Source organism: Sphingobium sp. WR1 (genome assembly GCF_059693745.1).
The window spans coordinates 67,329-90,633 of record NZ_JCATID010000022.1 but is presented as its reverse complement, the minus strand read 5'-3'; the positions used below and the strand labels follow the sequence as shown (position 1 = coordinate 90,633).

Annotated in this window: 21 protein-coding genes and 4 tRNA genes; 15 read left to right on the top strand and 10 right to left on the bottom strand. The window is 62.9% G+C overall.

The features are described 5' to 3' along the window. Nucleotides 1-24: 24 nt before the first annotated feature. Nucleotides 25-798: an SDR family oxidoreductase gene (locus AC58EF_RS21750; protein WP_497278537.1), complete on the bottom strand. Its 774-nt coding sequence runs from the start codon at nt 796-798 to the stop codon at nt 25-27. A 141-nt stretch (nt 799-939) separates the two neighbouring features. On the opposite strand from AC58EF_RS21750, the gene AC58EF_RS21745 reads away from it, so the two are divergent. After that, nucleotides 940-1,839: a LysR family transcriptional regulator gene (locus tag AC58EF_RS21745; RefSeq protein ID WP_497278535.1), complete on the top strand. Its 900-nt coding sequence runs from the start codon at nt 940-942 to the stop codon at nt 1,837-1,839. A 112-nt stretch (nt 1,840-1,951) separates the two neighbouring features. On the opposite strand, the gene AC58EF_RS21740 is transcribed toward AC58EF_RS21745, so the two are convergent. The 4 genes from AC58EF_RS21740 to AC58EF_RS21725 are packed head-to-tail and all read right to left on the bottom strand — an operon-like array spanning nt 1,952 to nt 4,434. Continuing rightward, nucleotides 1,952-2,335 carry an XRE family transcriptional regulator gene (locus AC58EF_RS21740; protein WP_497278533.1) on the bottom strand — a complete coding sequence of 128 codons (384 nt, stop codon included), beginning with the start codon at nt 2,333-2,335 and terminating at the stop codon, nt 1,952-1,954. Between the two features lies 1 nt (nt 2,336). Next, nucleotides 2,337-2,705: a type II toxin-antitoxin system RelE/ParE family toxin gene (locus tag AC58EF_RS21735; protein WP_497278531.1), complete on the bottom strand. Its 369-nt coding sequence runs from the start codon at nt 2,703-2,705 to the stop codon at nt 2,337-2,339. A 12-nt stretch (nt 2,706-2,717) separates the two neighbouring features. Continuing rightward, nucleotides 2,718-3,020 (bottom strand): helix-turn-helix domain-containing protein, encoded by a 303-nt coding sequence (locus AC58EF_RS21730; protein WP_497278529.1) that lies wholly within the window; start codon nt 3,018-3,020, stop codon nt 2,718-2,720. Further along, nucleotides 3,013-4,434, bottom strand: a complete 1,422-nt coding sequence (locus tag AC58EF_RS21725) for a tyrosine-type recombinase/integrase (protein ID WP_497278527.1) — start codon at nt 4,432-4,434, stop codon at nt 3,013-3,015. The genes AC58EF_RS21730 and AC58EF_RS21725 overlap by 8 nt, the downstream gene beginning before the upstream one ends. A gap of 570 nt (nt 4,435-5,004) precedes the next feature. Between AC58EF_RS21725 and AC58EF_RS21720 the strand changes: the two genes are divergently transcribed. From AC58EF_RS21720 to AC58EF_RS21690, 7 genes are all read left to right on the top strand, one after another. Continuing rightward, complete coding sequence (locus AC58EF_RS21720) at nt 5,005-6,345, top strand: TolC family protein (RefSeq protein ID WP_497278526.1); 1,341 nt, start codon at nt 5,005-5,007, stop codon at nt 6,343-6,345. Beyond that, nucleotides 6,342-8,069 (top strand): ATP-binding cassette domain-containing protein, encoded by a 1,728-nt coding sequence (locus AC58EF_RS21715; RefSeq protein WP_497278525.1) that lies wholly within the window; start codon nt 6,342-6,344, stop codon nt 8,067-8,069. The genes AC58EF_RS21720 and AC58EF_RS21715 overlap by 4 nt, the downstream gene beginning before the upstream one ends. Then, nucleotides 8,066-9,370: an HlyD family type I secretion periplasmic adaptor subunit gene (locus tag AC58EF_RS21710; RefSeq protein WP_497278523.1), complete on the top strand. Its 1,305-nt coding sequence runs from the start codon at nt 8,066-8,068 to the stop codon at nt 9,368-9,370. Before AC58EF_RS21715 ends, AC58EF_RS21710 begins: the two co-directional genes overlap by 4 nt. A 94-nt stretch (nt 9,371-9,464) precedes the next feature. Beyond that, a complete protein-coding gene (locus AC58EF_RS21705; protein ID WP_497278521.1) occupies nt 9,465-9,764 on the top strand; it encodes a hypothetical protein in 300 nt (99 codons plus the stop codon). Between the two features lie 322 nt (nt 9,765-10,086). Then, entirely contained in the window at nt 10,087-10,590 is a 504-nt protein-coding gene (locus AC58EF_RS21700; RefSeq protein WP_497278520.1) for a hypothetical protein, read from the top strand. Further along, complete coding sequence (locus AC58EF_RS21695) at nt 10,556-11,875, top strand: M10 family metallopeptidase C-terminal domain-containing protein (protein ID WP_497278519.1); 1,320 nt, start codon at nt 10,556-10,558, stop codon at nt 11,873-11,875. Before AC58EF_RS21700 ends, AC58EF_RS21695 begins: the two co-directional genes overlap by 35 nt. Continuing rightward, a complete protein-coding gene (locus tag AC58EF_RS21690) occupies nt 11,872-12,492 on the top strand; it encodes a calcium-binding protein (protein WP_497278517.1) in 621 nt (206 codons plus the stop codon). Before AC58EF_RS21695 ends, AC58EF_RS21690 begins: the two co-directional genes overlap by 4 nt. Nucleotides 12,493-12,551: 59 nt before the next feature. On the opposite strand, the gene pth is transcribed toward AC58EF_RS21690, so the two are convergent. The 4 genes from pth to AC58EF_RS21670 all read right to left on the bottom strand — a co-directional run bounded on the left by pth (nt 12,552) and on the right by AC58EF_RS21670 (nt 15,866). Then, entirely contained in the window at nt 12,552-13,118 is a 567-nt protein-coding gene (pth, locus tag AC58EF_RS21685) for an aminoacyl-tRNA hydrolase (protein ID WP_497278516.1), read from the bottom strand. A gap of 80 nt (nt 13,119-13,198) precedes the next feature. Next, on the bottom strand, nt 13,199-13,816 hold the full coding sequence (locus AC58EF_RS21680) for a 50S ribosomal protein L25/general stress protein Ctc (protein WP_497278514.1): 618 nt from the start codon (nt 13,814-13,816) through the stop codon (nt 13,199-13,201). 270 nt (nt 13,817-14,086) lie between these two features. After that, nucleotides 14,087-14,968: a TraB/GumN family protein gene (locus AC58EF_RS21675; protein ID WP_497278513.1), complete on the bottom strand. Its 882-nt coding sequence runs from the start codon at nt 14,966-14,968 to the stop codon at nt 14,087-14,089. A gap of 4 nt (nt 14,969-14,972) precedes the next feature. After that, nucleotides 14,973-15,866 carry a TraB/GumN family protein gene (locus tag AC58EF_RS21670; RefSeq protein WP_497278511.1) on the bottom strand — a complete coding sequence of 298 codons (894 nt, stop codon included), beginning with the start codon at nt 15,864-15,866 and terminating at the stop codon, nt 14,973-14,975. 134 nt (nt 15,867-16,000) lie between these two features. Here AC58EF_RS21670 and AC58EF_RS21665 point away from each other — a divergent pair, with 134 nt between their 5' ends. The 3 genes from AC58EF_RS21665 to ppdK all read left to right on the top strand — a co-directional run bounded on the left by AC58EF_RS21665 (nt 16,001) and on the right by ppdK (nt 22,153). Further along, nucleotides 16,001-16,873: a glycine--tRNA ligase subunit alpha gene (locus AC58EF_RS21665; RefSeq protein ID WP_497278510.1), complete on the top strand. Its 873-nt coding sequence runs from the start codon at nt 16,001-16,003 to the stop codon at nt 16,871-16,873. Nucleotides 16,874-16,985: 112 nt separating this feature from the next. Then, the gene (gene glyS / locus AC58EF_RS21660; RefSeq protein WP_497278509.1) at nt 16,986-19,316 is read left to right on the top strand and encodes a glycine--tRNA ligase subunit beta; all 2,331 of its coding nucleotides are present in this window, start codon (nt 16,986-16,988) and stop codon (nt 19,314-19,316) included. Nucleotides 19,317-19,453: 137 nt separating this feature from the next. After that, nucleotides 19,454-22,153 (top strand): pyruvate, phosphate dikinase, encoded by a 2,700-nt coding sequence (ppdK, locus tag AC58EF_RS21655; RefSeq protein WP_497278507.1) that lies wholly within the window; start codon nt 19,454-19,456, stop codon nt 22,151-22,153. Nucleotides 22,154-22,191: 38 nt separating this feature from the next. On the opposite strand, the gene AC58EF_RS21650 is transcribed toward ppdK, so the two are convergent. Next, nucleotides 22,192-22,686 carry a helix-hairpin-helix domain-containing protein gene (locus AC58EF_RS21650; protein ID WP_497278506.1) on the bottom strand — a complete coding sequence of 165 codons (495 nt, stop codon included), beginning with the start codon at nt 22,684-22,686 and terminating at the stop codon, nt 22,192-22,194. 140 nt (nt 22,687-22,826) lie between these two features. On the opposite strand from AC58EF_RS21650, the gene AC58EF_RS21645 reads away from it, so the two are divergent. The 4 genes from AC58EF_RS21645 to AC58EF_RS21630 all read left to right on the top strand — a co-directional run bounded on the left by AC58EF_RS21645 (nt 22,827) and on the right by AC58EF_RS21630 (nt 23,293). After that, a tRNA-Arg gene (locus tag AC58EF_RS21645) sits at nt 22,827-22,903 on the top strand. A gap of 53 nt (nt 22,904-22,956) precedes the next feature. Then, a tRNA-Arg gene (locus AC58EF_RS21640) sits at nt 22,957-23,033 on the top strand. 53 nt (nt 23,034-23,086) lie between these two features. After that, a tRNA-Arg gene (locus tag AC58EF_RS21635) sits at nt 23,087-23,163 on the top strand. Nucleotides 23,164-23,216: 53 nt separating this feature from the next. Next, nucleotides 23,217-23,293: transfer RNA gene (locus AC58EF_RS21630), tRNA-Arg, on the top strand. Nucleotides 23,294-23,305: the final 12 nt, after the last annotated feature.

Sequence of the window (23,305 nt, the reverse complement as noted above, 5' to 3'; positions counted from 1 at the left end):
GGCCAAGGCCCCCCCGCCCCCGGCTCACTTGGTGGTGTAGCCGCCGTTGACGAGAATGGTCTGGCCGGTCATCCACCAGCCGTCTGAAACGAGGAAGCGGATATAGGGGACGATATCCTCGATGTCGGTGAGACCGGTCTTGGAGAACTTCGACAGCGCAGCCGCCGTCTTGTGATAGGCGACGGCGTCTTCGCCCTCGGCCGGGTAGAAGAAGGGCGTGTCCATCGGACCAGGACCGATCGCCGTCACCGAGATGCCGCGCTCGCCGAATTCCTTGGAAGCTGCGCGCGTGAAATGCTCGACCGGCGCCTTGGTGCCGGCATAGGCCGCGTAGAACGGCGTGTAGGCGCCGAGCAGCGAGGTGACGAGCGTGACGATCTTGCCGTTGTCGTTGACGTGCTTGCCGGCCTCCTTGAGGAAGAAGAAGGCGGACTTCGAATTGACCGCGGTCATCTCGTCATATTCGGCCTCGGTGATCTCGACGAAGGGCTTCTTCAAGACCTTGCCGACCGTGTTGACCGCGATGTCGGGCCGGCCGATGGCGGCAACCGTATCGGCGAACAGCTTCTCGACCGCCCCCGCCGTGGTGAGGTCGCCCTGGAAGGCGACGCCCGTCGCGCCGGCGGCGGTGATGGCGGCGACAGTTTCATCGGCGGCCGCCTTGGTCGCGTCCGTGTTGTAGTGCACCGCCACCGCCTTGGCGCCCTGTTGCGCGAGATCGCGGGCAATCAGTCCGCCCAGATTCTTCGCGCCGCCGGCGATCAGTACGGTTTTTCCCTTGATGCTGTGATCGGTCATGCTTCTGGCCTCCTTCGGGGTTTGGACGGCCACTAACGCGACCGCTTTCGGCATCGCAGGATATCGTCTATAAAAGCCTTATAAAGCCGTTCATTCTGACATCACCTGTCAGAAATAGCGGACAATTAAGAGTGCGCTGCCTTGGACCGTATTGATCTTTTTCGGACTTTCACCCGCGTCGTTGAATGCGCTAGCTTTACACGCGCCGCCGATACGCTTGGCCTGCCAAGATCATCGGTCTCTGCGGCGGTGATCGAGCTGGAGGGACGCGTTGGCGCACGCCTCCTTCACCGTACGACGCGCAAGGTGTCGCCGACGCAGGATGGGGCGGCGTTTTACGAGCGTTGCCTGCGATTGATCGCCGATGTCGAAGACGCGGAGGGTCTCTTTCGGCAAACGTCTTCCGGACCGAGCGGCAAGCTGAGGGTCGATGTGCCTGGTCGTATCGGACGGCTGATCGTCGCCCCGGCATTGCCGGCTTTTCTCGCCCGCTACCCCCAGCTCGACATCGAATTGCGGGTCACGGATCGGACGATCGATCTCGTCGAGGAGAGCGTCGACTGCGTGTTGCGCGTCGGTCCGCTGAGTGATTCCGGATTGGTCGCGCGCCGGATCGGCGATCTACCGCTGATCAATGTCGCGAGCCCGGCCTATCTCGCCGAACATGGCGTCCCGGAGCAGCCGACCGAGCTAGGCACGCATTTTGCCGTCAACTATGCCTCCCCAACCACCGGAAAGGTCGAGGACTGGGAGTGGCTGGAGGACGACGAGGTTCGGTTGCTGCCCGTTCGGGGACGCGTGAGCGTGAACAGCGCCGAAGCCTATATAGCCTGTTGCCTTGCCGGACTCGGCCTGATCCAGATCCCCGCCTACGACGTGAGATTACATCTTGCCGCCGGCGAACTGGTCGAGGTGATGTCGGAATATCGCGCCGCGCCGATGCCGATGGCGCTGCTGTATCCGCATCGGCAGCACTTGTCGCGGCGCCTGCAGGTTTTCGCGGACTGGCTGGAAGATCTTCTAAAACACGAGATACTGTAGTCAGGACGGCCGCCTCGCCAACCCGCCTAGGCGTCGTCGGTGAGATGCTTGCCACATTTCGGAAGCGCAGGCACCGCCGCTTCGAAACGCCAGGGTGATCCTCGTCGGACAACTAGCGGCCACGGCGGCCGCCGATCTGCGCACGCGTACGGGGGCGGCGAGCCGATATCTGAGGAGCAGCGCCGGCGTCGCCGAGCTGGTGAATCCGCAATGTAGGTCGCTGCGGCAGCTTGACCGTCAATTCCAGTTCTCCGCCCACGGCCTCAACATAGCTGCGGAGGGTCGAGAGATACATATCCGTTTGCCGCTCGATCTGGGAAACCGAGGGCTGCTTGATATTGAGGGCCGAGGCGATCTCAGCCTGAGCCTTGCCCGCGATCTGCCGTAACTCGCGCAGGCCTTCCACTTCCTGCTTCAGATCCTGATAGCGGGCGTCAATGGCTTCCTGCTCTTCGGGCGGAAGCGCGGCGATGATGTCCTTCAGGCTCCGGCCCATCTCATTTGCCCTTCTTTGCGGATTTCAGGCTTTCCAGATGCTCTGAAAACCGTAGATCCGCCTTTGCGATCAGCGTCTTGTAGAAGCGTTTCTGACTGACGCCAGATTTGTCGCCCGCCACAAGGACGATGGCCTTTCGCTCGGGATCGAAGGCGAAGGCCGCGCGCCATTCGCCGTCGCCGCCCTCGAACCGCAACTCCTTCATATTGGCGTGTTTTGATCCCTTGAGCGTGTCGGCGTGAGGCCGGCCAAGCTGGGGACCGTAGTCGGCCAACAGCCTGGCGGCGGCGATCAACGTGATGCGGACATCACGCTCAAAAGTCAGAACCTCGGCCTCGAAGGCAGGGTGGAATTCGACATCCCATTCCATATAGGTTAGAACCTATATCCGGTCAATGGGAAGGGTACGAGGCGCCGCTGGCGAGGCCGTCGTGGAGCGACGGCAGCTCTTCGCCCAGGCGTCGAGATCGTCGACCGCATAGCGGACCCATTTGCCGAACTTGTGGTAGGCTGGACCGCCTCCCAGGGAGCGGTAGCACTCCAATGTGTGTGCTTCGAGGGCGAGGTAACGCGCGGCCGCCTCGGTATCGACGAAACGAATTGGTCCCGCATCGTCGACAAACCTAGCGCGGCACAGGATGTCAGGCGTAGGCCAGCGGCGCTGCGGATTGGCGTCCTTACGCATGGCTCGCCTCCTTTGTCTCGTCGCGCTTCGTGCCGGGAGGGACGGCGCGGTTTTCCCCAGAGCGATGACGGAACGGCCGATAGTTGCCGAGCTTGGTGCGTGAGCCGTACTGGCCGTCCTCGTAGCCAAGAGGTTTGCCGGCCGCGGTGAGCGCCGGCTCAATAACCTCGACCTCGGGCGCCACCGACGGCACGTCGACAACCGGCGTCGGCTTCGGCGAGGGAGACGGGCTCGCAGGGTGGTCTCCAAGCAAAGCCTGTCGTCGCTGGTTCACCGCTTCCGCCGCGGCACGGACCGGGTCGTCCTCGGTGTGGACGTACTTCATGAACATGGTCACCGTTTTGTGGGCGGTGAGCGCCATGCCGACCTTCACTGGGATGCCGGAGTTGGCAATGTCGGTCGCCGAGCGATGCCGGATGCCATGCGTTCCAATATGCGGGAGACCCGCACGCTCAAGGATGCGCCGCCAGCCCTGATAGTAGGTGTGCTTCGACATCGGCAGGTTCGGGTCGAAGATCGACGGGCACACAAAGGCCGACTCCTCAAGTCTGGGCGCGGTCTCGAAGAGCCGGAGCGCTTCGGCGCTCATGGGTTTGGACATGCCGCCGGTCTTGCTGTCAGGCCAGACGACGCGCCGGTTGTCGTAATCGACCCACGACCATTCGAGCTGGAGGATCTCCGACATGCGCGCGGCAAATTCGAACTGCAGCCGTATGGCCAGCAGGATGAACGGATGCTCAAGCCCCTCCGCCTCGGCGCGCCCGAGATACGCAAAGAGCTTCTTCATCTCGCTATCGGTGATCAGCCGTGTCTTTCCCCGTTCCGGATACTTCGGGACGTGGCGGCACGGGTTCGACCCGTCGGGGCGCATACCCCAGACCTCGGCCATGTTGAACATCTTCCGCACAGCGGCCAGTACGCGGTTCGCGTTCGTAGGCTTCTTCGACATCTTCTTCATCAGGTTCGAGATGTCGGCGCGGGTGACGTCGGGGACCTTCAGTTGGCCGAGCACCGGGATGATGTAGCGCTTGCCATAGCCGCGGTTCGAATGGACGGTGGACGGCTTGTTGCGGCTTTCTGAGTAGTCGGTGATGAACCGATCGAAGAGTTCCTTGACCGTGGGCGCCTGGCGAGCGGTGGCCCGCTCGGCGCTGGGATCGACGCCACGACGAACTTCGGCCAACCAGTCCTGAGCGATACCTCGGGCCTGCTCGACGGTGATCTCGCCATAGCGGCCTATAGCGGGTTTTCGGCGTTGTCCGTTGTGGGCGACATAGGCCACCATGAAAATCTTGCGACCGGTCGGGGTGACCTTGACAAGGAACCCGGGTATCGTCGTATCCCGGAGTTCGTAATCGCGCTCTTGCGGGGTTGCGGCGTCGACAGCGGTCTTTGTGAGTTTGATTTTGGGCATTCCTAACCTCCGTTGAGGTCGGATTTCAGGTGCAGAATAGGTGCACCTAGAAAGCCAACCGTAGCGTACAGCCGGTTAGGTATGTGTGTTTCGAGAACCGAAAAAAGCTAGTGCTGACAGTCGGTTATCGGGAAAACGGATACCCTCGGCGGCACAAAGGATAGGGGATATCCGGTCTCTCAAAATCCGGTTCCGAAAGGAGTGTCGGTTCGAGCCCGACCACCCGCACCATCCAGGCGACACGGGGGCAGGTCGCCATTCCCACGGAGATGACAATCCCTGTTTGAATGACGAACGCCTCCCGGGCCGCGGTGAAGCGCGTTGCGCGCCATTGTCACATCAGGCATATAGAAGCCGGGCCGCGCTCGCACATGATGTCTCTTCCTGTGAGGAAAGACCATGTGGGGGAGGGAATTTGCGTGGTGTTGGGGTGTCAGGCTTTTGTTGAGGGAAAGACGGCCTTGGGAAAGGCTGGCCATTTGTGCTGGATGGATGCCGGCGGTGAGCGCCATGGCAATAGCCCTGTCGTTGCCGGACGTTAGTTTTGCTACGGAATCGCAACCAAATCTGTTGCTCCCGCCTAATCCCGAACCTTTTTCCAATCCGGTCCGTTCGGATCCGTTGCTGGACCTTGCCAAGCAGGTCGGACCGATCGCGCCCTTCCGTGAAGAGGTGGAGGCCGCCGTCCAGACCAATGCGCTGCTTGACGAAGCGCGCGCCGGCGAGCGCGAAGCGGAAGCCGCGCGCGTGCAGGCCCGATCGGCGCTTTTCCCCAGCGTCGACCTGACGGTGGATGCCAATCGCTCCTTTGCCCGAAATTTCTCCAACGATCCGGGCAATATCATCGAACGATCCCGACCGGAGGGACGAACCGACGCCTCGGCGTCCGTCCGCCAGCGACTGTTGGATTTCGGCGCCACTTCGAGCCGTATCAATGCGGGCAATGCGCGGGTCGAGGCGGCACGGACGGCCAAGCTGGGCTATGGCACGGACGTCGCGCTCCGGGTCGTGACCGCCTGGTATTCCATTCTGGCGCAACGACTGATGGAGCAGGCGGCGCTCGAATATGCCCAGCGCCAGACCGAATTGCGCGCGGCGGTCGAACGGCGCATCGCGCAGGGTTTTTCCGCCAGGGGCGATCTGCCCCGGATCGACAGCTCGATCGCGACGATCCAGACTCGCCTCGCCAGCTTCCGTCGCGATCGCGCCAGTGCGGAGGCGCAATATCGCGCGCTCGCCGGGCATGACGTTCCCGACACTCTGATGCGGGTGCCCTTGCCCGCCGCCGACATATTGGACCACGAAACGTTGGAGGCGCTTGTCCTGCGTTCACCCGCGGTCGAGAAGGCGGATGCGGAGGCGCGCGCCGCCCGGCAGGAATCGCGCGCCGTCCGGGCGGAACGGCTGCCGACCATCGCCGCCGGTGTGGATGCCGGACGCTATGGCGTGTTCGAAAATAGCAGCGACTATGATGTGCGCGGCCGCCTCATTCTGCGCGCGCAGATCGGGGCGGGCCTCAACGCCAGGGCGGACCAGGCGACCGCGCGCGCCGATGGGGCCGACGCCTATGCCGCGCGCATCCGTCGGGAGGCTTTGCGCGATGCCGAAATGGCCTGGTCGGACGTCAGGGGCTTGGAGGCGCAACTCATGGCGGCGGAGGCCGCCTATCTGGCCAGCCGCACCAATCGCGACGTCTATGCGACCCGGTTCGCCACCTCGGGCGGCACGCTGTTCGACCTCATCAATTCCGAAGACACGTATTTCTATTCCATCGCGACCTATGTCCAGACGCTGGCGGAACGCGACCTGTCGCGCTTCATCCTGCTGGCCAGGGCAGGGCGGCTGCTGGACGAACTGTCGATCCGGGTCGATCCGGCCGACGGGCGCAATGACGGGAACCCCATGCCATGACCGAGGAGCCATTGCTCGCCACCGCCAGGCCCCGCTTCGCGCCCTGGCTGATCGAACCGATGCTGCGCAACAAGGCGATCTATATGAAGGTCGCGGTCGCGGCGGCGCTGATCAACATTTTCGCGCTCGTCTCCTCGCTTTTCACCATGACGGTCTATGACCGCATCGTTCCCAATGACGGTTCCTCCTCGTTGGTCGGGCTGAGCATCGGGCTGGTCTTCGTCATCGTCTTCGACTTCGTGCTGCGGCTGTTGCGTGTCTATTTCGTCGATATCGCCGGGGCCAATATCGACCATGATGTGGGCGAAACCCTGTTCGCGCGCCTGCTCGCGCTGCGGCTGGACAAAAGGCGCGGGTCGACCGGCACGCTGACCGGCCTGATGCGGGAACTGGAGACGCTGCGCGACTTTTTCGCCTCGGTCACGCTGACCGCCATCATCGACGTGCCCTTCATCATCGTGACCCTGGCCGTGATTGCCTTGCTGGGCGGTGTGCTGGTTCTGCTGCCGCTGGCGATGATCCCACTGGTGATCGGCGCGGGGCTGCTGGCGACGCCTGCGCTCGACCGCCTGTCCGCCCGCAGCCTGGGGGACGGCCTCGCCAAGCAATCGGTGCTGGTGGAGGCGATCGGCAGCCTGGAGACGGTGAAGGCGATCGGCGCCGGGCCGATGCTGAGCCGCCGCTGGCAGGCCGCGCTCGTCAGCCATTCGGAAAGCTCGCTGGGCCAGCGCCTGGCCGCTGCCGTGCCGATGACCGTCGCCAGCAGCGCGTCGACCATCGCCTATTGCGGCATCATCATCGTCGGCGTGGGTCTGTTGCGCGACCATGCGATCACCACCGGCGCACTGCTCGCCTGTTCGATCCTGTGCGGCCGTGCGCTCGCGCCGCTGGCGCAGATCGCTACCTTGCTCTCGCGCTTGTCGGCCACGCGCGTCGCCTATCGCCAGATCAACACGCTGATGGAGACCCCGACCGAAGGGCCGCGGGGGGACGCGCTTCACCCCGCCCGGCTGGAGGGGGCGGTCGAACTGCGCAACGTCTCCTTTCGCTATCCCGGCGCGCCCGAAAAGGCGCTGGAAGGCGTCAGCCTCGCCATCAAGCCCGGCGAGCGGGTCGGCTTTCTGGGCCGCGTCGGATCGGGCAAGTCCACCCTCGCGCGACTGGTGCTTGGCCTCTATGAACCCGAGGAAGGCGTGGTGCTGATCGACGGGATCGACGTGCGCCAATATGACCCGATCGAATTGCGCAAGCTGATCGGCGCGGGGATGCAGGACAATGTGCTGATCGCAGGGTCGGTCCGCCAGAATATCTGCCTTGATCGCCCCGGTGTCGAGCAGGAGGAGATGATCCGCGCGGCCGAGATCAGCGGCACCCATCGCTTCATGGGACAGATCGCCAACGGCTATGACCTGCGCCTCGCCGATCGCGGCGACGGCCTGTCGGGCGGCCAGCGCCAGTCGATCGCCATCGCCCGCGCCATTGCCGGGCGTCCGCCGATCCTGATCTTCGACGAGCCGAGCAGCTCAATGGACGCGCAGACCGAAACCGATCTCATCGCCCGGCTCCAGCCCGAAGTGACGGGGCGCACCCTGCTGCTCATCACCCATCGCACGTCGCTGCTCACCATGGTCGACCGTATCGTCGTGCTGGATCGAGGCAAGATCGTCGCCGACGGCCCGCGCGATGCGGTGTTGCAGCGCCTGACCAGGGGGAAAGCCGCATGAGCGCCGAATTGCCCTTCCAGCCGCCCGCGACCACGATCAAACCGCGCGTTCCGGCCAATATCATCCTCTGGATCATCGCCGCCTTCTTCCTGATCTTCCTGATCTGGGCCTGGTTGACCGAAATTGACCGGACAGTCCGCGCTGTGGGCAGGGTCATCCCCAGTTCGCAGCTTCAGGTGATTTCCAACCTGGAGGGCGGGGTGGTTGAATCGATCCTGGTCCGCACCGGACAGGATGTGAAGCGCGGCGCGCCGCTGGTCCGCCTCAGTCCCGTCCAGCCCGGCGCCGAACTGGAAAGCAACCGCGCCAGCAGCGATGCGCTTCAGTTCAAGATCGCCCGGCTGGAGGCGGAGATTGCCGGTCGCACGCCGATCTTCCCGCAGGCGCGCAACCCGCTGATGGCCAGCCAGATCGCGGTGGAGCTTAGCCTCTATCGCTCGCGCATCGCCGAACTGGCGAGCATCAACAATGTCGCTGCGGCCCGCGTCTCTCAGGCCCAGCGTGCCATCAGCGAGGCAAGCGCGGCCGAGGAGGCCCGCATTTCCGCCCGCGAAACCGCTCGCGCCGACCTCAACCTCATCCGACCGCTGGTGCAGGAGGGGATTGAGCCGCGTCGTTCGCTGCTTCAGGCGCAGAACAGTTTCGCCGTATCGAGCAGCGAGGCGGCGGGCGCCGCGGCCGCGCTTGGCCGGGCACGTTCGGTGCTGGCGGAGTCGCAGGCGAGCGCGCAGCAGCAGAAGCGCGACTGGCTGGCTCGCGCCGCCGACGAACTGACCGCCGCCCGCGCCGATATGTCGGTGCGCCAGGCGACGATGCCGGCCTATGAATATAAGCTCACCCGCACCGTCGTCCGCGCGCCGGTCGACGGGCGGATCAACCGCGTGTTCGTGACCACCGTGGGTGGCAGCGTCCGCCCTGGCGATCCGCTGCTGGAAATGGTGCCGGGCCGCGACAGCCTGCTGGTCGAGGCCGCCGTCGCCGCCAAGGACATCGCCTCGGTCAAGCTGGGGCAGAAGGCGAAAGTGCAGATTTCCGCCTATGACAGCGCCATCTATGGATCTATGGAGGGCAATGTCGTGGCCATATCCCCTGACGCCGTGGTGAATGAGCGCACCGGGGACAGCCATTATCTCGTGCGCGTGCGCACGAAGAGTGATGCGATCACCGATGATTCGGGACGGCGACTCGCTATTGGTCCCGGCATGGGCGCGGATGTCAGTCTGCTCGGCGACAAGCGGTCGATCCTGGCCTATATCCTGACGCCCCTTACGCGCCTTAGCGAGACGGCGTTTCGCGAATAGGGAATTGGTTGGCCGGCACGTCCATGATAGATGGGACAGGCAACCCATCGGGACCTGTCCCATGTCGCACCATGCCGTTCTTCTAGCTCTCTCCTTGAGCATTGGCTCAGCCGCTGGCCATGCGGCCGCGCGAGCGCATGGTGTGGACCCGACGCCTACGCCGCAACGGACTGACGTTCCCGACACACATCGCGGCGCGCCGCCGGGGACGGGCGGCGTCATGCCGACGCCAGGGGATGCGGAGCAAGCCGTCCGCGCACAATTTGCGGAAGCCGAGCAACGCAATGACGTGACGGCTTATCGGCTTTTCGCCGCGCGCAATCCCGACCATCCGCTCGCCCGGGAAGCCGAGCGTCGCGTCGCCCGCCTGCTGAAAGAGGGGCGGCCCCACTGATCAAAGATCAGCGGCCCGGCTGAAGTTTCCACCGTTCCGGCGGATAATGTTGCTGCTCTGCTATCGAATAAATGGCATCGAAACAATCGGTTGTTTCCTACTATTCGCTATGAGTCCAAGAAATGATCAATCATTATACTGGTTTAATTTTTTATTTAACTGAAGATTCCCAATGGCATGGCTCTGTCACATTTCTATAGCATTGAAAATGTTGTGAAATGTTGCGCTTGGCAGTCTGGCGAAATAATGTCATTACCTCGCTCATAGCGGTCGCCAAAGGGCACAGTGAACGTGTCATCCCAAGCTTCAAGCAGGAGGATGTATGCTCAAGGTCACAGGGGCTGGACCGACTAAGGTTCTGTTGAATCAGGACGATGATTCCTCGTCCGTTAATCCGTCTTCTTACCCGCTCAGCACCGCGTCCGATCTTTGGTCGCTCGTGGGCAATGCGCAGGTTCGCAGTGATATTTTGCTGCTTTATCCGCAGGATGTCATGACCCCGCCGACGACGGGAACGGCCGCCAGCCTGCCGCAGGACAAGGGCGGGACCGGCGACGCCAGGATCGATGGCATTTTGAGCGGGGTCAAATGGGCCGGCTCGTTTATCAGCTATGCCGACACGGACTCGCCGGCCGACTATCAGGCGGGCTATTCTTCGGACGGTGACGGCGACGGCATCAGTGCGCAGAATGAAGGCTTTTCGCAATTCACCGCCGCCCAGATGATTGCGATGCATTCCGCGCTCAACCAGGCGGTCTACACCCCAGTTGGCGGGGGCTGCCGGTCTTTCCGTGGAAGGCTTCACCAATCTGGGGCTGGACTATAGCGGTGCGGGGTCGAGCACGGCCACGATCCGTGGCGCCAATTCGAGTGATCCGGGCACCGCCTATGCCTATTATCCGGACAACAGCATCTATGCCGGCGACACTTTCTTCGGCAACGCCTATGATTCAATCATCTACACGCTGAAGAACCCGGTCGCGGGCAATTATGCCTGGCACACCATGTTCCACGAATTGGGCCATTCGCTTGGCCTGAAGCATGGCCAGGAAACCGGCGGTCCCAGCAATGTCGCGCTGCCCTATGCGTGGGACTCGATCGAATTTTCGGTCATGACCTATCGCAGCTATGTCGGCGCGCCGCTCACCGGCTACAGCTATGAACAATGGGGTGCGCCGCAGAGCTTCATGATGCTCGACATAGCGGCCCTGCAGACGATGTATGGCGCCGATTATACGGTCAATGCCGGCAACACGACCTATAGTTGGAGCCCGACAAGCGGTGAGACCTATATCGATGGCGCGCTCGCGATCGATCCGGGCGGCAACCGCATCTTCGCTACCATCTGGGACGGCGGTGGCGTCGACACCTACGATCTGTCCAATTACGCGACCAATTTGACGCTGGACCTCAATCCGGGCGGCTATTCGGTCTTCAGTACGGCGCAACTGGCCTATTATGGCGCCGTGGTCACTCTGGGGGCGTCGGGTACGTGGCAGTATAACCCGCTCTATGGCGGTCCCTGGAGCATCAGCGGCGTCGAAAATGTCGATGGCACTCAGCTGGACGACATTATCAACGGCAGCGACATCGTAAATGTTCTGAACGGCAATGGCGGCAATGACAGGATCGATGGGGGTGCGAGCGATGACACCATCAGCGGCGGTTCCGGCAACGATCAGCTCCGTGGCGGGGCCTTCAACGATGTGTTCGACGGGGGCAGCGGTCAGGACCTCTTCTATGACGAGGAAGGCAACGACACGCTGCGGATCGTCAATGGCTGGAATGGCAGCTATGGCGAAGTCTTCATCGGTGGTTCGGGCACGGACACGTTCGACTTTTCCGGCACCAATGGTCTGAATGCGACGGTCAGCCTGGTCGATGGCCAGTTCGAGGACAGTGTGTTCCCCGGCTACAGCATTTCGCTGTCCAGCGTGGAAAATGTCACTGGCGGTGCGGGCATTGACAACATCACCGGCTCGCCCGAGGCCAATGTCCTGGTCGGCAACAGCGGCAATGACGTCATTTACGGTCTGGCCGGCAACGATACGCTCGATGGTGGCGGCAACAACGACATTTTTTGGAAGGCGGCGTCGGCGATGACACGTTGATCGGTGGCACCGGCATTGACACTGCCAGCTATGCTACAGCCAGCGTCGGCGTTACCGTCAGTCTCCAGGTTTCAGGCGTTCAGGCGACTGGCAGTGTGGGAAGCGATGCGCTTTCGGGCATCGAAAACCTCACCGGTTCCAATTTCGTGGACGTCCTGACGGGCAACTCGGCTGATAATATCCTTTCGGGAGGTAGCGGCGCCGATACGTTGATCGGCAATGGCGGCAGCGACACATTGATCGGTGGTTCCGGTAACGACAGATTGAATGGCGGGTCTGGTTCGGACACGCTGACTGGCCAAACGGGGGCGGATATCTTCCTGTTCGCCAGCGCTCTTGGTGCGAGCAATGTCGATACTGTTACGGATTATTCGGTTTCGGCAGACACGATCAACCTGGACGATGCGATTTTCACCGGTCTTGCTCTGGGCACGCTTGCGGCGTCAGCTTTCCATATCGGCGCCGCCGCCGCCGATGCGTCGGACCGTATCATCTACAACAGCGCGACCGGTGCGTTGTTGTTCGATGCGGACGGCACCGGCGCAACGGCGGCGGTGCAGTTCGCCAGCATCTCGACCGGGCTGGCGATGACCAATGCCGAGTTTGTGATCGTTTAAAAGGGGAAGGAGCGACCTTGCTCCGCGGAAAGGCGTCCGGCATCCGCCGGGCGCCTTTTCTATGCCAGCCGCAGCGCAACCTCGTTCATGAAGCGGACGTCGTCATTCTTCGCCAGCCATTCGGCTTCCGCCCCGATCGCGCCCAGCATGTCGGCCAGTGCGTTCATCTCGCTCTTGGCGTAATTGCCCAGCACATAACCATGGACCTTGTCCTTGTGTCCCGGATGCCCGATGCCGATCCGCACCCGGCGGAAATCCGCGCCGATATGCGCATCCGTCGACCGCAGGCCATTATGCCCGGCATTGCCGCCGCCACGCTTCACCTTGACCTTCATCGGCGCCAGGTCGAGTTCGTCGTGGAAGACCGTCACATCCTGCGGCGTCAGCTTGTAGAAGCGCATCGCCTCGCCGATTGATCGGCCGCTTTCGTTCATGAAGGTCGCGGGCTTGATCAGCAGGATCTTTTCCGGCCCGATCCGTCCTTCCTGCACCCAGCCCTGAAACTGTTTTCTGGGCGGGGAAAAGCGATGCATGTCGGCGATCAGGTCTGCGACCATGAAGCCGACATTGTGCCGGTGCATCGCATATTGCGCGCCCGGATTGCCGAGGCCGGCCCAGATCTGCATGAACATCCTCCAGAAAAGCAAAACCCCGTCCGAGCGTGGCCCGAACGGGGTTGAGCAAAAACCTTGCCGCTGGAAAAGGCTTATTCGCCTTCGGCAGCCGGAGTTTCGTTGTCGCCTTCGGCGCTCTTGAGCGCAGACGGGGCAACGATGGTGGCGATGGTGAAGTCGCGATCGTCGATCGCGGTCTTCGCGCCCTTGGGCAGCGTCACCGCGCTGATGTGGATCGAATCGCCGACTTCGAAGCCCTTGAGGTCGACGACGACATCCTCTGGGATTTCGGCGGCGTCGACGACCAGTTCGATCTCGTGACGGACGATGTTGAGCACGCCGCCCTTCTTCAGGCCCGGCGAGGCGTCTTCATTCTCGAAGCGCACGGGGACCGCGACGGTCACGGTGGCATGTTCCGAAACGCGCAGGAAGTCGGCGTGCAGCGGACGGTCGGTGACGGGGTGGAAGGCCACGTCCTTGGCGAGCGTGCGGACGGTCTTGCCGCCGACTTCGACCATGATGACCGAATTGAAGAAGTGGCCGGTGCCGAGCTGCTTGTTGAGGAGCTTTTCCTCGACGTGGATCGACAGGGGTTCTTCATTGTTACCGTAGATGACGGCGGGTACGCGGCCCTCGCGGCGGAGAGCACGGGAGGCTCCCTTGCCTGCCCGATCGCGTGCCTCGGCCGACAGCGTAAGCTGCTCGCTCATTGCGTGTCTCCAAAAGCAGATTGATACAATTTTCCCGTCACGCCTCCAGGGATGACCATCACGGGAAGGCGGCCCTTTAGCAGAAAGGGATGGAAAGGCAAGGGGTGGTCTCTTCAAGACATCCGTTCGTTTCGAGCGAAGTCGAGAAACCCACAGAGCCGTGCTAACCGCTTCTCGACCTCATCCGCGCCGCGGATGAAGTTTATCCTGAGCGCCTGCTGCAAGCAGGCAGTCGAAGGGCTCGAAGCGAACGGGGTTAGGAACGAGCCGTCACTGCACCCGCGTCACCGTAAACCCCTGCGCCTTCAACAGGTCGATCAGATTTTCCCGTCCGGTCAGATGCCCCGCGCCCACCGCAATGAAGGGCCGTCCCTTCATCGCCTCGATCGCCTTCACCCAGTCGCGGTTGCGCGCGACCAGCACGGCTTCCTCGACCACCGGATCGGGCTGCTCGCCATTCTGGTCTTCCTTCGCGATCGCATCCATGTCGCCCTTGACCCAGGCTTTGAGAATGCGATCATATAAGGCCTTCAAGTCCCTGGCTTCATGCACCGTCTGCACCAGCAGCTTGGCCTGCGCGGCCTCGGGCAGGGTGTCGAAGGCGCCGAACTGCCGCTCGACCGTCTCCAGCCCCTCGATCGGCTTGCCTGCCTTCTTGAAGCTTTGGATCAGCACCGGCTCCACGCCATCGTCCTGGCTGACGCCCAGCCCCTGCTGGCTCGCCGCCGACAACAGCATCGCCGCCGCCCAGCTTTCATAGCCCGACAGCAGTTGCGAACTGGTCCCGCCGTCGCTCAACGCCTTGAGCAGCGGAGCTTTCTCCTGCTCCGGCACGCGCGCTTCCAGCGGCGGCAGGTCCGGGCTACGTCCCATCTTCTCGAACAGGCTCAGTGTCTTCTGCTCATCCTGAAGGTCCGCCGCCTCCAGCACCAGCCGGTCGGCCTGTTCCATTGCTTGTCTAATCGCCGGCGTGTTCCAGGCGACGCCGCTCGGCAGGACATGGATCGTCCCGAACAGCCAGCCCTTCAACTCGCCGCGCTGCACCTGCCACAGGGCCGGGCCGCCCTGCGCCGGCGGCGGCTCGGGCGCCTTGCCACAGGCCGCGATCAGCGTAAGGGCGAAAAGGCCAAGGAAGCGCATCATCAGCCGCATGGCGTCACTCCTTCACGCGATGCGATGCTACGCCCAGCGCCTTCAACTGATCCTGCACGCTGCCCTTGCCCGCGAGATGGCCCGCGCCCACCGCGACGAAGACCGTGCCCGGATGGTCCAGTCGCGCCTTGATCCACTTGGCCCAATTGGCGTTGCGTCCGGTCAGCAGCACCTTCGCCAGTTCCGGCGTCGCCTCCAGCGATTCGTTCATCGACCTGGCCAGCTTGTCCGGCTGGCCAGCCTGCCAATAGGTCAGCAGGTCGCCGAACTCCTTCTCCATCTCCGGCAGGCCCTCGACGGTCGCATTCAGAAACTGCACCTGCTGTTCCATCGGCAGGCCGGCGAAGAAGCCGACCTGTTGCTCCACCGTTTCCAGCGCGTCGACCTTCTTGCCCGCGGCCAGCGCGGCGCCGCGCAATATCTTCTCCGCGCCCAGATCATTTTTGTAGCCCAGCCGCTCCAGCGGCGCGACCGACAGCGCCATGCCCGCCATCCATGGATTGAAAATGTCGAACGCACGCCACGGCATCCCGTTGGCGTCCATCGCCGCCTGATAGGTCGTCCGCGCATCGGGGGTTAGCCGGTCGGACAGTTTCACCCCGTCCTTCGCCATCGCCATGCCCGCCATGGTCGCGCCCAGCGCATTGGGATCGTCCGGTTCGATAATCTCCAGCACGAGTTGGTCGGACCGTTCGAACGCCTTCTTCACGCCACCGTTGAACCAGTCGATCCCCGGCTTCATCACATGGACGGTGCCGAACAGATAGATGGTCGTGTCATGATCCTTCACCTGCCATAGGGCGGGGGTGGCGGTGGATGCGGGACGGGCCTGCGCCGCGCCGCCGATTAGCAGCAGCGCGACGGACAGGCTGCGGAGCAAGGTGAGGATGATCTTCATTCCCCTTCCATGGGCAGCGCGCGCCCGCAGGGCAAGCCGTTTAACCCTGTTTGCCGCCGCTTTTCCTTGACCCTGCCGGAGCCATGCGCCAAGGCGCGCCACATCTGAACACTATCATTTGACAGGGACCATCCGTGGCCGAAGGCAAAGCGCTTTCCTTCCAGGACTTGATCCTGACCCTCCATGCCTATTGGGGGAAACAGGGCTGCGTCATTCTCCAACCCTATGACATGGAGGTGGGCGCAGGCACCTTCCACCCCGCGACCACGCTGCGCAGCCTAGGCCCCAACGCCTGGAACGCCGCCTATGTGCAGCCCAGCCGTCGCCCGACCGACGGTCGCTACGGCGAAAATCCCAACCGGCTCCAGCATTATTACCAATATCAGGTGATCATGAAGCCCAGCCCGGCGAACCTTCAGGAACTGTATCTGGGGTCGCTCAAGGAAATCGGCATCGATCCGCTGGTCCACGATATCCGCTTCGTCGAGGATGACTGGGAAAGCCCGACGCTGGGCGCCTGGGGGCTTGGCTGGGAAGTCTGGTGCGACGGCATGGAAGTCACCCAGTTCACCTATTTCCAGCAGATGGGCGGTTTCGACTGCAAGCCGGTCGCGGGCGAGCTGACCTACGGCCTTGAGCGCCTCGCCATGTATATTCAGGGCGTCGACAGCGTCTACGACCTGAAATTCAACGACGCCGGTGTCACCTATGGCGACGTGTTTCTCGCCAATGAGCAGCAGATGTCGAAATGGAATTTCGAGATCGCCGACACCGAAAAGCTGTTCCGCTGGTTCAGGGACGCCGAAGCTGAGTGCAAGGCGAGCCTTGAAGCCGGCCTTCCGCTCGCCGCCTATGACCAGGCGATCAAGGCGAGCCATGTGTTCAACCTGCTCCAGGCGCGCGGCGTCATTTCGGTGCAGGAACGCGCCAGCTATATCGGCCGCGTTCGCGACCTCGCCAAGGGTGCTTGCGAAAAGTGGATGGAAGTGAACGGGTGGGCTGCGTGATGCAATCGGCAGTTCACCAACAGCCGTTCGTGTCGAGCGAAGTCGAGACACGTTCGCACCGCCTGTCCTTCACGTCTCTCGCCTTCGCTCGAGACGAACGGAATATTTCAGCATGACCGATTTCCTCCTCGAACTGCGCTGTGAAGAAATTCCGGCCCGGATGCAGCTTAAGGCCTCCGACGACCTCGCACGCCTCTTCACCGAAGAGCTGGCGAAGGCCGGCCTCAAGCCCGAAGCCATCGACAGCTTCGTCACGCCGCGCCGCCTGGCGCTGATCGCCCGCAACCTGCCGCTCGAAACCGCGGAGGTGAGCGAGGAATATAAAGGCCCGCGCACCAGCGCCCCCGCGCAGGCGCTCGAAGGCTTTCTGCGCAAGACCGGCCTGACCCAGGACCAGCTTGAGGTCCGCGAAGATGTCTATTTCGCTGTCGTGAACAAGCCCGGCCGTGCTACCGCCGACGTGCTGGCCGAAGCCGTGCCCGCCGTGATCCGCGCCTTCCCCTGGCCCAAGTCGATGCGGTGGGGCGTCGCCAGCCAGACGACCGAAAGCCTGCGCTGGGTCCGCCCGTTGCAGGGCATCGTCGCGATCCTGGGCGAAGACCTGGTCGACATCGAGATGGAGGGCATCACTAGCGGCTACGCCACGCTGGGCCATCGCTTCCATCATCCGGGCGAAATCACCATCGGCGGTGCGCATGACTATGCCGAAAAGCTGCGTGCCTGCCATGTGATCGTCAGCCATCAGGAGCGCCAGTCGATCATCGAGGCGAAGTCGGCCGAAGCGGCCGCCGTGCATGGCTATAGCGTGATCGAGGATAAGGGGCTGGTCGCGGAGAATGCGGGCCTGACCGAATGGCCGGTGCCGCTGCTCGGCGATTTCGACCCGGCCTTCCTGGAAGTGCCGCCCGAAGTCATCCAGCTGACGCTGCGCATCAACCAGAAATATTTCGTGCTGCGCGACGCGGCGGGGAAGCTGGCACCCGCCTTCATCTGCACCGCCAATATCGAGGCGAAAGATGGCGGCGCGGCGATCATCGCCGGCAACCGCAAGGTGCTGGCCGCGCGTCTGAGCGACGCCCGCTTCTTCTGGGAGCAGGACCGCAAGACGAAGCTCGCCGATCACGCGAAAAAGCTGGAGCGCATCACCTTCCACGAAAAGCTGGGCACCGTCGCCGACAAGGTCGAGCGCGTCGCCAAGCTTGCCCGCTGGCTGGTGGAAGAGGGGATTGTCACCCCCACCACAACCGTCACCCCCGCGAAGGCGGGGGCCCATCTCCCGACCTCGCATCCGGACACAGCGCTGGAGATAGCTTCCCCCCTTCGCGGGAATGACGAGGATAAAAAGGCGCTGGCCGACCTCGCCGAACAGGCCGCGCGCCTCGCCAAGGCAGATCTCGTCACCGAAATGGTCGGCGAGTTCCCCGAATTGCAGGGCGTGATGGGCGGCTATTATGCCCGCGCGGAAGGCCTGCCCGACGCCGTTGCCGACGCCATCCGCGACCATTACAAGCCGGTCGGGCAGGGCGATGACGTGCCGACTGCTCCGGTCACGGTGGCGGTGTCGCTGGCGGACAAGCTCGATACCATCAGTTGCTTTTTTGCAATCGACGAGAAGCCGACGGGCTCCAGAGATCCGTTTGCGCTCAGGCGGGCCGCTCTCGGCCTGATAGCAATTGTGCTGACGGGTGGACTTCGTGTTCCGCTCGTAAAAATGTTTGAAGGTTCGGCGCTGTTGTCACCAGCGACAGATGCTTTCGCTCTTTTTGAAGAGATATATGGCCACGGGTTTGGTGACGGTGAAACTCGCGAACAGGCTGCGGTGGTCGATCAGCAGAATCTGCATCGTGTTGCTGAATCGCTCTCTATGGACACTTTCTCCTTTATTATCGACCGCCTCAAGGTCCAGCAGAAGGAAGCCGGCGTCCGTCACGACCTGATCGACGCGGTGTTCGCGCTTGGTGGTGAGGACGATCTCGTCCGCCTGCTCGCGCGCGTGAAGGCGCTCCAGTCCTTCGTGGCGACCGACGACGGCGCCAACCTGCTTGCTGGCTACAAGCGCGCCGCCAACATCCTCAAGAAGGACGATCCCACTTCCGTTCGTGTCGAGCGTAGTCGAGACACGGATAGCGCAACCGATGGTTTCTCGACTTCGCTCGAAACGAACGGCGCTTTTTCCCTTTCCTACGAACCCGAAAAAGCGGAAGCTGATATGATCGCCGCGCTCGATGCGGCGGAACCGCGAGCGGCGGAGGCTGTGTCGGATGAACGCTTCGAAGACGCCATGGCCGCGCTCGCGACGCTGCGCGCGCCGATCGATGCCTTCTTTGATAGCGTCACGGTCGATGATGCCGATCCGGCCAAACGCACGACTCGCCTCGCGCTGCTGGCGCGGGTGCGTGATGCAGTGCACAATGTCGCCGACTTTTCGAAAATTACGGGATAAGGAAACGATATTCCAGAATTAACGGGGAATATGCGAAATTAGGCGGGATATTTCCTATCCCCTCAAGCATTAAGTCGCTAATTACGACACTATTGTTGCAACGCACAACTCGGCAATCAGTGCAGGAGAGCCGGTATATGGTAATGATGGAAGAGGCCCAGATGAGCAGCACTTCGACCCGCTATGTCTATCGTTTTGGCGGTGGCGTGAATGACGGGGGGAATGGCGACAAGAATCTGCTGGGCGGTAAGGGCGCGAACCTCGATGGCATGGCCGCGATCGGCCTGCCGGTGCCGCCGGGCTTCACCATCACCACCGAAATGTGCACTCGCTATTATACCGATGGCGGCGTCTATCCTGAAAGCCTGAAGGCCGAAGTCTCGAACGGCATCGCCCATATCGAAGGCGTCACCGGCAAGACGTTCGGGGACAAGGCCGACCCGCTGCTGGTGTCGGTCCGCTCGGGCGCGCGCATCTCCATGCCGGGCATGATGGACACCGTCCTCAACCTCGGCCTCAACGACGAAACCGTGCTGGGCCTCGCCGCCGCGTCGGGCGATGAACGTTTCGCCTGGGACAGCTATCGCCGCTTCATCCAGATGTATTCGGACGTCGTTCTGGAACTGGATCATGGCGCGTTCGAGGAAGCCCTTGAAATCGCCAAGGAAGATCAGGGTTACACGCTCGACACGGAAATGACCGCCGACGACTGGAAGGCGCTCGTCACCGAATATAAGGCGCTGGTCGCCAAGCTCTGGAACAAGCCCTTCCCGCAGGATGTCCATGACCAGCTCTGGGGCGCGATCAGCGCCGTGTTCGGCAGCTGGCAAGCCGATCGCGCCAAGGTCTATCGCCGTCTGAACTCGATTCCCGGTGACTGGGGCACCGCCGTCAACGTGCAGGCGATGGTGTTCGGCAATATGGGCGACACCTCTGCGACGGGCGTGGCCTTCACCCGCGATCCCGCCACCGGCGAGAATGCCTATTATGGCGAATATCTGATCAACGCCCAGGGCGAGGACGTGGTCGCGGGCATCCGCACGCCGCAATATCTGACGAAGCAGGCGCGCGAGCGGGCAGGGGCCAAGCCGCTGTCGATGGAAGAGGCGATGCCCGAAACCTATGCCGAACTGGCGCGGGTGTTCGAGATCCTCGAAAAACATTATCGCGACATGCAGGACATCGAGTTCACGGTGCAGCAGGGCAAGCTCTGGATGCTCCAGACCCGTTCAGGCAAGCGCACCGCCAAGGCCGCGCTCAAGATCGCGGTCGACATGGCCAGTGAAGGCCTCATCACCGAGGAAGAAGCCGTCGCCCGTGTCGATCCCGCCGCGCTCGACCAGCTTCTCCACCCGACGCTCGATCCCAAGGCGCCGCGCGACGTGCTGACCAAGGGCCTGCCCGCCTCGCCGGGCGCGGCCAGTGGCCTCATCGTCTTCGACGCTGACACCGCCGAACGCCGCAACGAACTGGGTGACGCCGTTATCCTCGTCCGCGTGGAGACCAGCCCGGAAGACATCCATGGGATGCACGCGGCCAAGGGCATCCTGACCGCGCGCGGCGGCATGACCAGCCACGCCGCCGTGGTGGCGCGCGGCATGGGCCGTCCCTGCGTTTCGGGCGCGGGCAGCCTGTCGATCGACAATACAAACAAGATCCTGCGCATTGGCGACCGTTCGCTCAAGGAAGGCGATATCCTGACCATCGACGGCGCCACCGGCGAAGTCATGGCAGGCGAAGTGCCGACCGTGCAGCCCGAACTGGCCGGCGACTTCGGCATCCTGATGGCCTGGGCCGACAAGGTCCGTCGCCTCAAGGTCCGCGCCAATGCCGAAACTCCGCTCGACTGCCAGACCGCCCGCGATTTCGGCGCGGAAGGCGTCGGCCTTTGCCGCACCGAGCATATGTTCTTCGACGCGGCCCGCATCACCGCTGTGCGTGAAATGATCCTGGCCGACAGCGAAAAGGGCCGCCGCGCCGCGCTCGACAAGCTGCTGCCCGAACAGCGGGACGATTTCGCGCAGATTTTCATGGTGATGGCGGGCCTGCCCGTCACCATCCGTCTGCTCGATCCGCCGCTGCACGAATTCCTGCCGCATGGCGAGGCGGAGTTCGAGGAAGTGGCCAAGGGCGCCGGCGTCAGCGTTGACACGCTCAAGCGCCGCGCCGCCGAACTGCATGAATTCAACCCGATGTTGGGCCATCGCGGTTGCCGCCTGGGCGTCACCTATCCCGAAATATACGAAATGCAGGCCCGCGCCATCTTCGAAGCCGCGCTGATCGTGAAGCAGCGCAGCGGGCAAGCGCCGATCCCCGAAGTCATGATCCCGCTCGTCGCCACGAAGAAGGAGCTGGAGCTGATGAAGGCGATCGTCGATCAGGTCGCCAAGGACGTCTTCGCCGAACAGGGCGCGTCGGTCGACTATCTGGTCGGCACGATGATCGAACTGCCGCGCGCGGCGCTGAAGGCGGGCGAGATCGCCGAAGTCGGCGAATTCTTCTCCTTCGGCACCAACGACCTGACGCAGACGACCATCGGTATCAGCCGCGACGATGCGGGCCGTTTCCTGACCCAATATGTCGACAAGGGCATCTTCGCCCGCGACCCGTTTGTCAGCATCGATGTGGAAGGCGTGGGCCAGTTGATCGAACTCGCCGCCGAACGGGGCCGGGCGACCCGTCCGGGCATCAAGCTCGGCATTTGCGGCGAGCATGGCGGCGACCCGGCCTCGATCGCCTTCTGCGAGCAGACCGGCCTCGATTATGTTTCGGCCTCGCCCTATCGCGTGCCGATCGCCCGTCTGGCGGCGGCGCAGGCGGCGCTGGCGAAGAAATAGGACGGGAAGGGCGGGGCCGACACCCCGCCCTTTTTCGTTCAGGCCGACCCAGTCAGACGGCTGAAGAGGCCGGGCTTGTCGCCGCGGTCCAGTTCCACGGCCTGACCGCGCCAGTCCTCATGGGCGATGGTGCCGGGTTTCAGGCCCAACCGCGCCTCCAGCGTCGCTTCCTGCTCGGCATTGATCGCGGCGATCTGGCTGAAGCGATGATAGCCAGCCTCGTTGAGCGCGACCTCCTGCGACTGGCTGATGCCCCGGATCCGGCTGAGGTCGTCGCGGCCATGGACGGCGCCTGCGACCGCCGTGGCGGTGCCGGGGCCGATCGGACCGGCCGACTGGCGTTCCAGTTCGGCGATCCGCACATTCGCCGCCTCGATCCGCGCATCTCGTTCCTTGATGGCAGTGCGGTGGGCGATCTGCTCGTCGCGCCAATATCTCCGATATTTGCCGCGGCCGCTCATCATCAGGCCCAGCAGCCAGCCGACGATCAAAGCGATCAGCAGCAGCGCCAGTTCGTTCATGGTGAAGCTCATAATGGCATCCTTTCCTGTGTCCTGAACGGGGAAAGGGGGCAAAGGTTGCCGCCCGGACGGAGCGGTCGATTTAACCGTAGGAAAAGTGTAAAAAGGGGCTTGCCCAATCGGTCGGGCACTTCTATCAGCGCGTCTCCAACGCACCCGTAGCTCAGCTGGATAGAGCATCAGACTACGAATCTGAGGGTCGGACGTTCGAATCGTTCCGGGTGCGCCATTTGGAAAATGCGGTGAGGCGGGGCTTCAAGCCTGCGTCGGGTCAGAGACAACGCACCCGTAGCTCAGCTGGATAGAGCATCAGACTACGAATCTGAGGGTCGGACGTTCGAATCGTTCCGGGTGCGCCATTTGGAAAATGCGGTGAGGCGGGGCTTCAAGCCTGCGTCTTGTCAGAGAAAACGCACCCGTAGCTCAGCTGGATAGAGCATCAGACTACGAATCTGAGGGTCGGACGTTCGAATCGTTCCGGGTGCGCCATTTGGAAAATGCGGTGAGGCGGGGCTTCAAGCCTGCGTCTTGTCAGAGAAAACGCACCCGTAGCTCAGCTGGATAGAGCATCAGACTACGAATCTGAGGGTCGGACGTTCGAATCGTTCCGGGTGCGCCATCTCCTAAAAAG

Excerpts from the sequence above, each read along its gene's own strand:
- AC58EF_RS21680 (WP_497278514.1), bottom strand. The coding sequence starts at position 13,816 with ATGAGCGAGCAGCTTACGCTGTCGGCCGAGGCACGCGATCGGGCAGGC.
- AC58EF_RS21715 (WP_497278525.1), top strand. The coding sequence starts at position 6,342 with ATGACCGAGGAGCCATTGCTCGCCACCGCCAGGCCCCGCTTCGCGCCC.
- AC58EF_RS21750 (WP_497278537.1), bottom strand. The coding sequence starts at position 798 with ATGACCGATCACAGCATCAAGGGAAAAACCGTACTGATCGCCGGCGGC.
- AC58EF_RS21710 (WP_497278523.1), top strand. The coding sequence starts at position 8,066 with ATGAGCGCCGAATTGCCCTTCCAGCCGCCCGCGACCACGATCAAACCG.
- AC58EF_RS21740 (WP_497278533.1), bottom strand. The coding sequence starts at position 2,335 with ATGGGCCGGAGCCTGAAGGACATCATCGCCGCGCTTCCGCCCGAAGAG.
- AC58EF_RS21730 (WP_497278529.1), bottom strand. The coding sequence starts at position 3,020 with ATGCGTAAGGACGCCAATCCGCAGCGCCGCTGGCCTACGCCTGACATC.
- ppdK (WP_497278507.1), top strand. The coding sequence starts at position 19,454 with ATGGTAATGATGGAAGAGGCCCAGATGAGCAGCACTTCGACCCGCTAT.
- AC58EF_RS21725 (WP_497278527.1), bottom strand. The coding sequence starts at position 4,434 with ATGCCCAAAATCAAACTCACAAAGACCGCTGTCGACGCCGCAACCCCG.
- AC58EF_RS21650 (WP_497278506.1), bottom strand. The coding sequence starts at position 22,686 with ATGAGCTTCACCATGAACGAACTGGCGCTGCTGCTGATCGCTTTGATC.
- AC58EF_RS21735 (WP_497278531.1), bottom strand. The coding sequence starts at position 2,705 with ATGGAATGGGATGTCGAATTCCACCCTGCCTTCGAGGCCGAGGTTCTG.
- AC58EF_RS21675 (WP_497278513.1), bottom strand. The coding sequence starts at position 14,968 with ATGCGGCTGATGATGCGCTTCCTTGGCCTTTTCGCCCTTACGCTGATC.
- pth (WP_497278516.1), bottom strand. The coding sequence starts at position 13,118 with ATGCAGATCTGGGCCGGCCTCGGCAATCCGGGCGCGCAATATGCGATG.
- glyS (WP_497278509.1), top strand. The coding sequence starts at position 16,986 with ATGACCGATTTCCTCCTCGAACTGCGCTGTGAAGAAATTCCGGCCCGG.
- AC58EF_RS21700 (WP_497278520.1), top strand. The coding sequence starts at position 10,087 with ATGCTCAAGGTCACAGGGGCTGGACCGACTAAGGTTCTGTTGAATCAG.
- AC58EF_RS21670 (WP_497278511.1), bottom strand. The coding sequence starts at position 15,866 with ATGAAGATCATCCTCACCTTGCTCCGCAGCCTGTCCGTCGCGCTGCTG.